Consider the following 13,928-nt stretch of genomic DNA (forward strand, 5'->3'; position numbering starts at 1 on the left):
TGCTATGATTTTAGCTGGGGGACAGGGTAGTAGACTTAAAAGACTCACAAAAGATGTCGCTAAACCTGCTGTTCCTTTTGGGGGGAAGTATAGAATTATTGATTTTCCACTGAGTAACTGTGTTAACTCAGGTATTGATACTGTGGGCGTTTTAGTTCAATACAAACCATTTTTATTAAACAGACACATTGGGGTTGGAAGCCCATGGGATTTGGACGTTGAGGGAGCTGGGGTAAGTATTCTTCCACCATACTCCACAGAGAGTGAAAATCGTTGGTATAAGGGTACAGCTGACGCAATCTTTCAAAATGAAAACTACATCGATATGTATAATCCTGAATATGTTCTTATCCTATCTGGGGATCATATCTACAAGATGGACTATGATAAGATGCTAGATTTTCACGTTGAAAAGGGAGCTCAAGCCACAGTTGCCGTTATTGATGTACCTATGGAGGAAGCCTCTCGTTTTGGAATTATGAACACAACTGAAGCTGGTGAAATCTATGAGTTTGAAGAGAAACCCAAGGAACCTAAGAGCACTTTAGCCAGCATGGGAATCTATATATTCAATTGGTCTATTCTTAAAAAAGCTTTAAAAGAGGATCAACAGGATAAGTATTCAGAAAAAGATTTTGGAAAAAATATTATTCCTAAACTTTTGAGAGAGGGGCATAAATTGATGGCATATCCTTTCTCAGGATATTGGAAAGATGTTGGAACTATTGAAAGCTTATGGGCTGCCAATATGGATTTATTAGATAGCTCTAATCCCATAGATCTCTTTGATAGAAACTGGAGAATCTACTCTCAAGCCACAAATAAACCTGGTCATCTTCTGGAGGAAACAGCCATTGTTAAAAACTCCATTATTTCAGAGGGGTGTATTATTAAGGGTGAGGTCATCAACTCTATTATCTCATCTGAGGTTCTGATAGAAGAGGGGGCTAAAGTGCATAATAGTGTTATTTTAGCTGGAGCAGTTTTAAAAGAGGGATGTTTTGTAAATAGAATAATTTTAGGTGAAAATGTCGTTGTTGAACCTGGAGAACATTTTGGAAGAAAAGATGAAATTTTATTTATAAGCGGAGGGGATGAATAATGTTATCAAGATATACTGGAGTTATAACATCTTTTGAGAGTAGAGATCTTTTAAAAACTTTAACTTTGCACAGAGGAATTGCCACTGTACCTATAGCTGGAAAATATCGTGCAATTGACTTTCCACTTTCATATATGAGAAATGCTGGAATTAAAAATATTCATGTTCTTAGTAATAAAAATTGTCGTTCCCTTAGAAATCATCTAGATGTAACTAAGTCTTGGGGATTAAATAGAAAAAATGGTGGTCTTACAATTCATACTGGTGATGGTGAAACTGATACCCAACTTTTAGGTGAAAATTTCGATGATCTTTTAAAAGTTAAGGATGAGATGATTGTTATTGCTCCAACTTACATAATAGCCAATATAGATTTAGATAAAGCTATGGAGTTCCATGAGCTTTCAGAAGCCGATATCACTGTCATATATAAAAATATCCCAGAACCATCTGAAAACTTTCTAGGTTGTGATATTTTAGAGTTCAATGAAAAAAACTGTTTAACTCGAGTTTGTGCAAACTTTCTGCCAAAAAGAAATCAAAATATATCCCTAGAGGTATTTTTAATTAAGAGATCACTTTTAATGGCACTTGTTATGGCTAGACCAAATAGGGAGCTTCCATTAAAAGATATCATATATAGAAGTAAAAATAACCTTAGAATCACAGGTTTTGAGCATAGAGAATATCTATCATGTTTAAACTCTCTCGCTAATTACTTTAGAACAAATATGGATCTTATTAACTCTAAAAACTTAAAAGAACTATTTTTTAATGAAAATAGACCTATTTTTAGTAAAATTAAGGACTCTATACCAACACACTATTTAAGTGAGGAGGTCGTTAAGAACTCAATTATATCAAATGAGTGTTTTATTGAGGGAACTGTTATTAACAGTGTCCTTTCTAGATATGTCAATGTTGAACGTGGTGCTAAAGTTGAAAACTGTATAATTCTTCAAAACTGTACCATAAAATCTGGTACTCATTTAAAGAATGTTATTGTTGATAAAAATGTAATCTTGGAGGAAACAGAGTTAGAGGGGAATCCTTTCTACCCTCTTGTTATTCAAAAAAAATATAAGTTTTAATCTCAAAAGGAGGAAATAAAATGAAAAATATTAATCTACTTTTTGCTACTTCAGAAGCTGATCCTTTCTTAAAAGTGGGTGGTCTAGGGGATGTTTCGCATGCCCTTCCCAAAGCTCTTAAAAAAGTGGGGATTAATGCTAAAGTTATTCTTCCTAAAAATGGAAATATCCCTAAGGAGTTCGTTGATAAAATGGATTTTTTAGGTTCTTTCACAGTTCCTGTTGGTTGGAGAAATCAATATGCAGGGCTGTTCCATTTAGAATACGATGGAGTTGATTTTTACTTTTTAGATAATGAATATTACTTTAAAAGACATGTTCCCTATGGGCACTATGATGATGGAGAGATCTTTTCATTCTACTGTAGAGGTGTTTTAGAAGCGGTTAAACATATACCTAATTTTACTCCTGATATAATCCATTGTAATGATTGGCATACAGGTATGATTCCTGTACTCTTAGATGCCTTTTATAGAGAGGATCCTCTTTTAAAAAATACAAAGACAGTTTTCACTATACATAATTTAAAATATCAAGGTGTTTTCTCCAAAGATATTTTAGGAGAACTACTATGTCTTGATAACTCATATTATACAGAGGATAAACTTAAATTCTACGATGGGGTATCCTTTATGAAAGGGGGACTTATATACTCTGATTTAGTTACAACTGTCAGTGAAACATATGCAAAAGAGATAACTTATCCCTTCTATGGTGAGAGATTAAATGGTCTAATTATTCAGCTAGGAAATAAGGTTCATGGAGTTGTCAATGGAATCGACTACACTCTATATGATCCTAGGAAAGATTCAAAACTCTATGCTAACTTTGGACTTACTAATCTAAAGAAAAAAGCTATAAACAAGGTTGAGTTACAGAAAAGATTAGGTCTCCCTGTTGATGAAAATATACTTATGATTGGTCTTGTCTCTAGATTGGTCAGTCAAAAAGGACTGGATTTAATAAAATGGGTTATGGATGAGATTTTAAACATAAATTTACAATTTGTTGTTTTAGGAACTGGAGATATTCAATATCAAGACCTTTTCAACTATTACTCATATATCAATCCAGGTAAACTTTCAGCCAATATTACATTCAGTGATGAATTAGCAAGAAAAATCTATGGTGCTTGTGACCTATTTTTAATGCCATCACTTTTTGAACCATGTGGTATTGGACAACTTATTGCCATGAGATATGGAACTGTTCCATTGGTTAGAGAAACTGGGGGTCTAAAGGACACTGTTACTAACTTTAACCCTAACACTCTTGGAGGAACGGGATTTGTTTTCCAAAACTACAATGCACATGATATGTTATTTAAACTAGAGTATGCTGCAAAAGTCTTCTATGAGGATAAAAAAGCATGGACTGCCCTTATGAGATCATGTATGAAATACAACTCTGATTGGAAAGAGTCAGCTAAAAAATATAAATCGTTATATGGAGGTCTTTTATGAATCTAACTAAAAATCAATTTAAGGATGACTATATAAAAAGACTTACACTTACCTTTGCCCAAACCCCAGCAGAGGCTTCCCTAGAGCATAAGTATCTGGCTCTAGGGAAGCTTGTTAGAGACTATATCTCTGAATCTTGGGCTGAAACAAATAACTATTACACTAAGAAAAAATGTAAGCAGATTTACTACTTCTCTATGGAGTTTTTACTTGGAAGACTTTTAAACTCATATCTTTTAAACCTAAATATTAGAGATGTCATTAAAGATGGACTTAGAGAGCTTGGTATAGATTTAGATGAACTTTTACAATTGGAACCTGACCCCGCTCTTGGAAACGGTGGTCTCGGAAGACTTGCCGCATGTTTTATGGACTCTTTAGCCTCTTTGGGGTTCCCTGGACATGGTTGTGGAATCAGATTTAAACATGGCCTTTTTAACCAAAAAATTGTAAATGGTTATCAAAAAGAACTTTTAAATAACTGGTTAAAAGAGGATTTCCTATGGGAGATTAAAAAACCTGAAAAAACTGTAACTGTTAGATTTGGAGGTAATGTCACTTTAACTGAAACCCCTGATGGAATCGCACCTATATACACAGGTTGTGAAGAGATTGATGCAGTTCCATATGATATCCCAATCTTAGGTGCAAATATGGAAACTGTCAATACTCTTAGACTTTTTAGTGCTGAACTTCCTGAAGAGGACATTGACCTTAATGGACTTCAAAAAGGTGACTATCAAAAATTTATAGATAAAAAATTTGCTGTAGAAGCTATCTCTCAAATTTTATATCCCGATGATTCCAGTTACACAGGAAAACTTTTGCGTTTAAAACAGGAGTATTTCTTTGTTAGTGCTGGGCTTCAAACTATTTTAAAGAGATATAAAAAACTTAAAGAATCTATACATAAGTTTTCAGATTATGTAGCTGTACATATAAATGATACTCACCCTGCAATTGCTGTGGGTGAACTTATGAGACTTCTTTTAGATGAGGAAAAATTGGATTGGGACAGTGCATGGGATATAACTGTTAAGACTTTAGCATACACCAATCACACTATCTTGGCTGAAGCTATGGAAAAATGGCCCTATGATATGTTTAAGAGAACTGTTCCCAGAATTCTTATGATTATAGAGGAGATCGATAGACGATTCTGTGAAGAGGTGAGTAAAAAATATGAGGAGGACTATAGCAAAATTGATTCTATGAGAATCATCAGCAACGGTGAGGTAAGAATGGCAAATCTTGCTATTATTGGTTCACACTCTATAAATGGAGTAGCTAAAATCCATACTGAAATTTTGAAAAATCGTGAACTCCATGATTTTTATCTTCTTTATCCAGAGAGATTTAATAATAAAACAAATGGAATCACCCATAGAAGATGGCTTAAAAATGCCAATCCAGAACTATTTAAACTAGTTACTGAAAAAAGTGGTATCGAATGTTTAAATGATACAAATAAATTTATTAATTTTTTAAGATATGTCAATGATGACAATGTACTACGGGCTTTAGATAAAATTAAATTTAAAAATAAAGAGAGAGTGGTTACCTATGTTAAAAACAAATATAATATAGATATCAATCCATTTTCAATATTTGATGTACAGATAAAAAGACTTCATGGGTATAAGAGACAACTTCTTAATGTTTTTCATATAATCTATCTCTACAATAAGCTAAAGGAAAACCCTGAGTTAGATATTGTTCCTAGAACATTTTTCTTTGGTGCTAAAGCTGCCCCCTCATACTACTTAGCTAAAAACATCATAAAACTTATTACCTCTGTGGCTAGTGTTGTCAATAATGATTCAGATATCAGAAATAAAATAAAAGTTGTTTTCCTTGAAAACTACGGTGTTTCTATAGCTGAACTTATAATCCCAGCGGGAGATGTGAGTGAACAGATATCCACAGCCTCTAAAGAGGCTTCTGGAACTGGAAATATGAAGTTTATGATGAATGGTGCTGTCACTTTAGCCACTCTGGATGGTGCCAATGTTGAAATCTATGATGAAGTTGGAGAAAATAATATGGTTATCTTTGGGCTTACATCTCAAGAGGTTATGGATTTAGAAAGAAATAGAACTTATAACTTTAGAGATATTCTTGATTTTAATCCTGACTTACAAAAGATTTTTGGTCAACTTAGTGATGGAACATTCTCTGAAAATAGGGATGAGTTTAAAGATATCTTAAACCATATCTATGGAGAAGGAGACCCATATTTTGTATTAAAAGATTTTAATGCCTATGTAGAGGCACAAAATAAGATTAACACTCTCTATGAAAATCGAAGAGGATGGCTTCAAATGTGTTTAATAAACATTGCACACTCTGGAATCTTCTCATCTGACAACAGTATCAAAAAATATGCTGAAGATATATGGCATATTAAGGCGGTGAAAAGAGGTGAATAGTCTTTCTTACTCTATACCTAAGGAATCAATTATATTTGATTCTCAAGATGAAAAATTTAAAACACCCTTTGGTGCTACTCCATGTGGGGAAAATGTAAAATTTAATATTCTTATTCAAAAAAATATTAGCTGTTTAAATGTCAGTTTAATTGTTAAAAATGGAAAGGAAAATGAGATTAAAATGTTTCCAATGGGTGAGAAAAAAATTGGAGACCATGACTATACTGTCTGGTCTCTTAATTTTATAACTCCCTCTTTAGCCAAAACTATCTTCTATCACTTTAAGCTGACTATTGGAAATGAAAATACTGTTTTTTTCTATGGGAATAACTCCTTAGCTCTCGGTGGAATTGGTGAAATCTATGAAAATAATCCAATCGATTATCAAATAACTCTATACTATAAAAATAATCCCACACCAAACTGGTTTAAAGAGAGTATTGCCTATCAAATTTTTCCAGATAGATTTAGAAACGGAAACAAGGATGGAAAAGTTAATGAACCCAAAGAGAATAGCTTTCTCTATGGAAGATGGTCTGATATTCCCATGTATATTAAAAATAGTGAAAATGAAATTGCACGTTGGGACTTCTTTGGTGGAAATTTAAAAGGAATTACAGAGAAAATAAGTTATCTAAAATCCTTAAATGTTGGAACTCTTTACTTAAATCCCATTTTTGAAGCCACAAGTAACCATAGATATGATACCAATAATTACCATCAAATAGACCCTGTTTTAGGTACTTATAAGGATTTTAGAGATATGATTAAAGAGTGCAAAAAAAGAGATATATCCATTATTTTAGATGGTGTTTTCAATCATACTGGAAAAAATAGTATCTATTTTAAAGAGGCATCTGCATCTATTACCTCACCTTTTTATCCCTGGTATAGATTCAAAAAACACCCCAATGACTACGATTGTTGGTGGGGTATAAAAGACCTACCTTGTGTCAATGAGTTAGAGCCTAGTTTTTTTAAATATATTGTAGAGGGCGAAAATAGTGTTATCAGTCACTGGATGAGCACAGGTATCAAAGGGTGGAGACTTGATGTAGCTGATGAGTTACCAAGCTTTTTTATAGAAAGTTTAAAATATAGATGTAAAAATATTGATTCAGAATCCGTTATCATTGGAGAGGTTTGGGAGGATGCTAGCAATAAGATTAGCTATGGTCAAAGAAGAGAATACTTCAATGGAAAACAGCTAGATTCAGCCATGAATTACCCTCTTAGAACATATCTTTTAAATTTTTATAACGGTTCTATTGATAGTGCAACTCTATGTCAATACATGAACTCCTTAAAGGAAAACTATCCCCGTGAAAACTACTACGCTTCTTTTAATCTTTTGGGAAGCCATGATGTAAAGAGGATTAAAACCTCTGTTAAAGATATTGTTAAAAAATATGACATAGACCCTAAGTATTTTGAACCAGCTACAACTAGAGTTTTAAAATCTCTGGCTCTGATTCAATTTACTATCCCAGGTATTCCAGTTATCTACTATGGAGATGAAGTTGGTGTTGAGGGAGGAAAGGATCCTGACAATAGACGGACTTATCCTTGGGGTCAAGAGGATTCCAATCTTTTAAACTGGTATAAGAAGGTCTCTTTTTTAAGATCTCAGTCAAAAGTGCTGAAAAAAGGGGAGATTAAATTTTTTTCACCCCATCCAGATGTCTTTGCTTATATCAGATATATGCCCAATGGTAGAGACTTTGTAGGTGTTATAACAAACAGAAATCCAAATAAATCTAAAATTTTTAAGATTAATTTAAAGGAATTTCTTGGACAATTTAGTAATAATATAGCGACTGACATATATCGTTGGAATGACCCCCTAATCATTCCAATAGATTCATCTACTAATTTCCCAATAAAAATCCCCCCACTAAAGACGCTTTTGTTTAGTAGTAAAAGTGTCTGAAAAAGCTGAGCACTCCCCCCTGCTCAGCTTTTTTCCTAAATGTATTTGTGTATGTTTTCACATAAATATTTTTAGGAAAAATATTTTTATAAAAAAATAATTGACAATTTTATTTTCATAGTTTATAATCAATCAAACTTTAGTATTTTATGAATTTTTTAAAGGAGGTCAGGTCATGTTATTTAGAAATGATAGGAATAGGGTACAAAATAATAACAACTCTATATTCTATTATATTCTTAGTAATTTTTGATGCTGACCATCCATTTTTATTTCATAACTATGGATTACTTTTGCAAAATTATTTACCCTTTTAATTTTGGAAGGTCTAAGAGTATAAGTCTATACTCTTAGACCTTCTTTTTTTATACCAAATACTAATATAAAGGAGATTTTTATGGGAGATTACTTAAGTACACTAAAAACAATTTTTATTGATGGTTACAGATATCAATACGTTCTTCAAGGCTTAGCTTTTTCAGTTGGTGTTACCGCTTTTTCAGCTATCTTTGGTGTTATTTTTGGTATTTTTATAGCCCTTTTAAGATTATCAAAAAAGTTTAAATGGATCGCTATATTCTATATCGATTTAATCAGAGGAACTCCTGCTGTGGTTCAACTTTTGGTTCTAGCTAACATAATTTTTGCTGGATTCCGTGATATACCTATATTTTTAGTGGCTGGAATTGCCTTTGGTATCAACTCTAGCGCCTATGTTGCAGAGATAATAAGAGCTGGAATTGAGGGGTTAGATAAGGGTCAGATGGAAGCCTCTAGAGCTCTTGGAATGAGTTATCCCATAGCTATGAAAGAGGTTATTATTCCACAGGCTATCAGAAAAATTCTTCCAGCTTTAGTCAGTGAGTTTATAACACTTTTAAAAGAGACTTCTATAGTTGGTTTTATTGGTGGAGTAGATCTTTTAAGATCAGCAAATATAATCACATCTCAAACTTATAGAGGAGTTGAACCATTACTTTTAGTTGGTTTCATATATCTAGTTTTGGTTGGAATATTTACAAAAATTATGAGAGGTGTTGAAAAGGGGTTGAGTAATTGATGATAAAAGTTGATAATCTATTTAAAAACTATGGAGAGCTTGAAGTTTTAAAGGGTGTTTCTACCCATATAAATAAAGGGGAGGTTGTAGCAGTTATAGGTCCATCTGGAAGTGGTAAATCCACATTTTTAAGATGTATAAACCGCTTAGAAGAGCCTACTCTTGGTCATATTTACATTGATGGCGAGGATATTATGAATCCTCATACAGACATAAATCATATGAGAGCTAAGGTGGGTATGGTCTTCCAGCACTTCAACCTTTTTCCACATAAAACAGTTCTAGAAAATCTCACATTAGCTCCTATGAAAGTTAAAGGGATGAAAAAAGATGAGGTGGATGAAAAAGCTTTAATTCTACTAAAAAAAGTTGGTTTAAAAGATAAGGCACTCGCCTTTCCAGATCAGCTTTCAGGGGGACAAAAACAGAGAATAGCTATAGCTAGAGCTCTTTGTATGGATCCTGAGGTTATCCTTTTCGATGAGCCAACATCAGCTCTTGATCCAGAAATGATTAGAGAGGTTTTAGATGTTATGAGAGAGCTTGCTAAAGATGGGATGACAATGGTTGTTGTTACACATGAGATGGGATTTGCCAGAAAAGTGGCAGATAGAGTTTTATTTATGGATCAGGGATCTATCTTGGAGGACACAACTCCTGATGAACTTTTCGATGGAGTAAATCACTCTAGAGCAAAGGAGTTTATTGAAAAAGTTTTAAACCATTAATATTTATTTAATTACATTTAGGAGGATCTTATGAAAAAAATTCTTAAAAGCTTAGTTTTATTTTTAATGTTAGTTGTAAGTAGTTTAACTTTTGCAAAGGAAAAGCTTTATGTTGGAACAAATGCTGAGTTTCCACCTTTTGAGTACCTTGATAAGGGTGATATTGTAGGATTTGATATAGACCTAGTTAAAGCCATTGGAAATAAGTTAGGAATGGATGTTGTTATTAAAGATATGTCCTTTGATGGTTTAATTCCAGCTCTTGAAACAAATAAAGTTGATATAGTTATTGCTGGTATGACTGCTACTGATGAAAGAAAAATAGCTGTTAATTTCTCAAATCCCTATTATACAGCCAATCAAGTTATTATTTTAAAGGATGATAACAAGGATATTAAAACATTTGATGACTTAAATGGAAAACTGGTTGGAGTTATGCTTGGATTCACTGGAGATGTTGTTGTCAGTGAGATGAAAAATGTTGAATCTAAAAAATATAATGCCTCTTTTGCCGCTATTATGGAGTTACAAAACAATAAAATCGACGCCGTTGTTTTAGACTCTGAAACTGCTTTAAACTATCTTAAAAATAATAAAGGGCTAAAGTTAGCAGATACATCAGGTGAACCAGAGGAGTATGCTATTGCCATCTCTAAAAAGAACACTGAGCTTTTGAATAAAATTAATACAGCTTTAGATGAACTTAAAAAAGATGGAACTTATGAGTCTTTATTAAAGAAATATATGTAAATATGTAAAAAAGTCCCCTATTTATGGGGACTTTTTCTTATTTTTTATAATTTTTTAATGTTTCTAAGTCTGGATTTAAGAGTATCTTTTCTATAGCATCTTTTTTTACTAGAGGTTCAATCTCATTTATAAATCTAACAACACTCAATGAATCCGCTCCCAACTCATAAAAGTTTTTATTTAAACTGTTCTCAGATATGTTTATCTCCAATATCTCCTCCCATATCTTAACAATCTTTTTTTCAAAATCTGACAGTATAATACTCTCTTTTTTTAAATCCATCTTTTTCTTACTCAACTCTCTAAGTTTTTTTAAATCTAACTTTCCATTGGAATTTAAAGGAAACTCATCAATCTTAAAAAAAGCATATGGAATCATATAATCTGGTAAACTCTTCTTTAAATATTTTAAAAGTTTTTGCTCCTCTATATCCCCAATATAGTATGCCAAAAGAGCGCTCTTAGAGGAGTTTGGAATCACCCTACAACCCCTTATAGTTGGATACTCCTCTATTTTTTTCTCTATCTCTTCCAGCTCTATACGATATCCTCTAATTTTTACCTGAAAATCCTTTCTTTCTAAAAACTCCAAATCTCCATCTGAATTTATTCTACACAGGTCTCCTGATCGATAGAACCTTCTATTACCTGAAGTTATAAATTTTTTTCCAGTTTCTAGAGGATTATTTGAATATCCTCTAGCCAAGCAATCTCCACCAATAAATAGTTCACCTAGATTCTCATCCAAATCTATATCCAGATATAGCTCTATATTATCTAGAGGTTTTCCTATTGGTACTCCCTCTCCTATATACTTTTTATCTCTATTAAATATATGGTATATACATCCCACTGTGGCTTCTGTTGGTCCATACTCATTCACTATCTTACACTCTTCTCCAAGAAGTTCTTGAGCTTTTTTAGCTGTACTAACTTTTAATTGCTCTCCTCCCACAATGACCAGTTTAAATCTATCTTTTTCTATGTTGTATTTAGACATGATTTCCAGATGAGTTGGTGTCATCTTAACACTGTTCATCTTACTATTTTCAAAGATATCTTTCAGTGTCACTGGCGTCACTTTTTTACGGAAAAACTCTATCTGTCCCCCTGTTACTAAAGTGGTGAAAATAGCTGTTATAGATAGATCAAAGGATATAGATGTAAAAAATCCAAAAATGCTTTCCCCATCTATCCCATATTTTTTTATACAGTTTGATATATAGTTACACAGTGTTCCATATGTTATCTCCACGCCCTTTGGACTTCCTGTACTTCCTGAGGTATATATTGTGTATATCACATCCTCTGAGCTATATTTTGCAAAGTTCTCAATCTCTTTGTCCCATACACCTTTTTTCTCTGATAAAATCTCACTTAAATTTTCCAATAAGACCTTACTCTTTGAGTTTTCTTTTATATACTCTATCCTATCTTTTGGATACTCTGGGTCAATGGGAATAAAAACTGCACCAACTTTAATACAAGCCAATATTGATATTATATAACTGGAATCTCTTTCAGTTGATATAGATACTCTATCACCCTTTTTAACTCCACAGCTTTTAAGATACTCAGATACTTTTTGGGCTTTTTCAAATATATCTCTATAACTTAACTCCTCATTTTTTTCAAGTGATAGAGGTTCAGTGTCACTCCATCTTTTAAATATCTCTTTAAACATATCTATTTTCTCTACCTTACACTCTCCTGTCACACTGACTCTTTTTTTATTTAGAAGCATATTTTTTAATCTATCTAAATAATTCTCAATCACACTATCACTATAGTTTCCCTCATAGTATCCCACCGTTAAGATCGTTTTACTATCCAGTTCAGTAATTACAAAGGATATTGGAACTAATGGCGTTATTACAGGAAGAGCATATACTTCAGTTGGAGAGAAGCTCTCTGTTTTATAACTCTCTAAATCTATCTTACCTAGATTTGAAATCACAGCTGTAGTAGCTGTTTTTTTCTGCTTATTGTAGTTAGAAATTGTATATTTCAAACCCAACCTTAAAACATCTAATGGAAACTTATCAAATATAAAGTACTCCTTAGGTGAGTAGATAATATCTCTATTTTTTAATATCATATTTATTAGGTCTATATTTATTTTTTTCCAGTTTTTATCCTTTACTTCCAAATACATAGGTAGGGATAGATTCCCTGTATTTAACCTCTCATTTTTAAACTTTTCTCTAATATCTCTTGTTATTATAAATCTACTGATTTTATCCCCACTTAAAGCGTGAATATTCCCAATTAACTTTGATGTTAGCCCACTTATTTTCTCATCTATAACCATTTTTTTAGAGATGGGATAAGTTATTTCATAGGACTCTCTACTCTTTAGAGGTGAGTATTCTCCCACAGTTACTATATCACTACTTTTTTTAACTCCACTCCCTTTTAAAATATCTATATCTCTTGTTTTAGAGGAAAACTTCTCTATGTCTAAGGAGTTGAGCTGTCTAAAAATAGCTTCAATCCAAATGCCTTGACCTTTTCCATCCATCACTCCATGATGGGTTCTAAAAATAATAGTAGTTTTACTAGATTCATCTAAGTAGTAGATTTGACAAGCTGGTCCCTTTGTTAAATCCATCTTTTTTCCCATTAACTCTTTAAAATCTCTTCCTATATCATCCCTATCTATTTTTATAACTTTGGGATTAACTTTTGAATCGATCCAATATCTCCCTATTAGCTTAAATCTGCTCTCAGGAAAACTCTTAGCCACTTCATCTACAGCTTTTTGAAATAGCTCTATATCTATATGTCCTTCTCCCTCTATAACTCTATTTATTGTAAATGAGTTATAGTTTTTTTCAAATGCAAGATACATCTTCTCATTTGGAGATACTCTTCTCTTCTCTATCATAATTTTTCATCACCATATTTTTTTAGATACTCTCTATCCACTTTTTTCCAAACTCTTTTTGCTCCAAGTATTCCATGTGGATCCAGGGACCCTTTTAAAATAAATCTATCCCCCTCCAATTTCACAGAGGCATAGTACTCTCTAGAGCTTTTTGGATCTATAACTCTCCCATTTTTATATGTTTTATCATCAATTTTTTTAAATCCCTTTACCAATTCAAAACCGATTATCTCATCCCTATTGGTATAGCTTATTATATCAAATTTTTTATTCACAGTTGCTATATATTTTATCCTTCCAACATAGGTATCCCTAACTTTTTCTATTAAAACAATAGCCTCTTTTCCAGTTTTTCCCTCTTGTGTCATCCAATATCCTAAAATTGAGTTGGCAAATAGCATATTTCCTAAAACCATAAACAATAAAATAACTCTCATTTTATATACTCCTTTTCTTTTCATAATTAAATATTATAATCTATACACCCC

At 32.5% G+C, this 13,928-nt stretch carries 10 protein-coding genes; 8 read left to right on the plus strand and 2 right to left on the minus strand.

Translation table 11 applies throughout. From position 1 onward, the window contains the following. Positions 1-4 precede the first annotated feature (4 nt). From ACMOUI_RS02055 to ACMOUI_RS02090, 8 genes are all read left to right on the plus strand, one after another. The gene (locus ACMOUI_RS02055) at positions 5-1,102 is read left to right on the plus strand and encodes a glucose-1-phosphate adenylyltransferase (RefSeq protein WP_418964095.1); all 1,098 of its coding nucleotides are present in this window, start codon (positions 5-7) and stop codon (positions 1,100-1,102) included. Further along, positions 1,102-2,193 carry a glucose-1-phosphate adenylyltransferase subunit GlgD gene (glgD, locus tag ACMOUI_RS02060; protein ID WP_418964086.1) on the plus strand — a complete coding sequence of 364 codons (1,092 nt, stop codon included), beginning with the start codon at positions 1,102-1,104 and terminating at the stop codon, positions 2,191-2,193. The genes ACMOUI_RS02055 and glgD overlap by 1 nt, the downstream gene beginning before the upstream one ends. 20 nt (positions 2,194-2,213) lie before the next feature. After that, entirely contained in the window at positions 2,214-3,656 is a 1,443-nt protein-coding gene (gene glgA / locus ACMOUI_RS02065) for a glycogen synthase GlgA (RefSeq protein WP_418964087.1), read from the plus strand. Then, positions 3,653-6,085: a glycogen/starch/alpha-glucan phosphorylase gene (locus ACMOUI_RS02070; protein ID WP_418964088.1), complete on the plus strand. Its 2,433-nt coding sequence runs from the start codon at positions 3,653-3,655 to the stop codon at positions 6,083-6,085. The genes glgA and ACMOUI_RS02070 overlap by 4 nt, the downstream gene beginning before the upstream one ends. Beyond that, complete coding sequence (locus tag ACMOUI_RS02075; RefSeq protein ID WP_418964089.1) at positions 6,078-8,015, plus strand: glycoside hydrolase family 13 protein; 1,938 nt, start codon at positions 6,078-6,080, stop codon at positions 8,013-8,015. The genes ACMOUI_RS02070 and ACMOUI_RS02075 overlap by 8 nt, the downstream gene beginning before the upstream one ends. A gap of 397 nt (positions 8,016-8,412) precedes the next feature. Beyond that, positions 8,413-9,075, plus strand: a complete 663-nt coding sequence (locus tag ACMOUI_RS02080; RefSeq protein ID WP_418964090.1) for an amino acid ABC transporter permease — start codon at positions 8,413-8,415, stop codon at positions 9,073-9,075. Beyond that, positions 9,075-9,803, plus strand: a complete 729-nt coding sequence (locus tag ACMOUI_RS02085; RefSeq protein WP_418964091.1) for an amino acid ABC transporter ATP-binding protein — start codon at positions 9,075-9,077, stop codon at positions 9,801-9,803. Before ACMOUI_RS02080 ends, ACMOUI_RS02085 begins: the two co-directional genes overlap by 1 nt. Positions 9,804-9,833: 30 nt before the next feature. Continuing rightward, positions 9,834-10,553, plus strand: a complete 720-nt coding sequence (locus ACMOUI_RS02090) for a basic amino acid ABC transporter substrate-binding protein (protein ID WP_418964092.1) — start codon at positions 9,834-9,836, stop codon at positions 10,551-10,553. A 37-nt stretch (positions 10,554-10,590) separates the two neighbouring features. On the opposite strand, the gene ACMOUI_RS02095 is transcribed toward ACMOUI_RS02090, so the two are convergent. Together ACMOUI_RS02095 and ACMOUI_RS02100 are read right to left on the minus strand one after the other, a co-directional pair. Continuing rightward, positions 10,591-13,440: an amino acid adenylation domain-containing protein gene (locus ACMOUI_RS02095; RefSeq protein WP_418964093.1), complete on the minus strand. Its 2,850-nt coding sequence runs from the start codon at positions 13,438-13,440 to the stop codon at positions 10,591-10,593. Next, a complete protein-coding gene (locus ACMOUI_RS02100; RefSeq protein ID WP_418964094.1) occupies positions 13,437-13,877 on the minus strand; it encodes a DUF2147 domain-containing protein in 441 nt (146 codons plus the stop codon). The genes ACMOUI_RS02095 and ACMOUI_RS02100 overlap by 4 nt, the downstream gene beginning before the upstream one ends. Positions 13,878-13,928 lie beyond the last annotated feature (51 nt).

Source organism: Cetobacterium sp., assembly GCF_048470075.1.
Lineage (GTDB): Bacteria > Fusobacteriota > Fusobacteriia > Fusobacteriales > Fusobacteriaceae > Cetobacterium_A.

What these genes read in the sequence shown, in the direction of transcription:
- ACMOUI_RS02100 (WP_418964094.1), bottom strand. Translation starts at nt 13,877, where the DNA reads ATGAGAGTTATTTTATTGTTTATGGTTTTAGGAAATATGCTATTTGCC.
- glgD (WP_418964086.1), top strand. Translation starts at nt 1,102, where the DNA reads ATGTTATCAAGATATACTGGAGTTATAACATCTTTTGAGAGTAGAGAT.
- ACMOUI_RS02070 (WP_418964088.1), top strand. Translation starts at nt 3,653, where the DNA reads ATGAATCTAACTAAAAATCAATTTAAGGATGACTATATAAAAAGACTT.
- glgA (WP_418964087.1), top strand. Translation starts at nt 2,214, where the DNA reads ATGAAAAATATTAATCTACTTTTTGCTACTTCAGAAGCTGATCCTTTC.
- ACMOUI_RS02055 (WP_418964095.1), top strand. Translation starts at nt 5, where the DNA reads ATGATTTTAGCTGGGGGACAGGGTAGTAGACTTAAAAGACTCACAAAA.
- ACMOUI_RS02085 (WP_418964091.1), top strand. Translation starts at nt 9,075, where the DNA reads ATGATAAAAGTTGATAATCTATTTAAAAACTATGGAGAGCTTGAAGTT.
- ACMOUI_RS02095 (WP_418964093.1), bottom strand. Translation starts at nt 13,440, where the DNA reads ATGATAGAGAAGAGAAGAGTATCTCCAAATGAGAAGATGTATCTTGCA.
- ACMOUI_RS02080 (WP_418964090.1), top strand. Translation starts at nt 8,413, where the DNA reads ATGGGAGATTACTTAAGTACACTAAAAACAATTTTTATTGATGGTTAC.
- ACMOUI_RS02090 (WP_418964092.1), top strand. Translation starts at nt 9,834, where the DNA reads ATGAAAAAAATTCTTAAAAGCTTAGTTTTATTTTTAATGTTAGTTGTA.